Consider the following 550-nt stretch of genomic DNA (forward strand, 5'->3'; position numbering starts at 1 on the left):
CAAAACACCCCCGTTGTTCCAATCGTCGCGGAGTTCGATAATTATCCGATTAGTTTTTTTGATACTAACACTGGCCGATGGCATGGAATATATTTTGACACGCTTGAAGAAATTACAAAGCTTACGGAGCTTAAATTTGAACGCGCCAACGATCAGAACGCGAAGTATCAGGAAATAATCGTCATGCTTGAAAAAGGCGACGCCTTAATCTTACCTGAATTGTTCCGCTTGAAAGAATATGAAGGGCGTTTTTTATGGTCGGACGTTCCGCTTTTATGGGACACTTACGCTTTTCTTTCAAAATCGGATTTTAAAAACATTGAAATAAGCCAGATTCCCTATTTAAAAATCGGCGTCCGGGGAGACAGATATTCCGAATTTTTTAAGAAAATGTTTCCCAATCACCGTTATCTTGTCGAATATGACACGCAGGCAGAAGTTTGGAACGCGTTAAAACACGGCGAAGTCGAACTTATTTTTGCCTGTAACAGAAAATTGATTACTTACACTAACTTTTATGAGGAAGCCGGTTATAAATTAAATTTGATAC

General features: G+C 38.9%; 1 protein-coding gene. It reads left to right on the forward strand.

The genetic code is table 11. The features are described from left to right. The coding region (locus ACYVRH_RS14315) for a substrate-binding periplasmic protein (protein WP_461257545.1) at positions 1–550 on the forward strand (550 nt) is incomplete at both ends.

The organism is Treponema sp. R80B11-R83G3 (assembly GCF_054786115.1).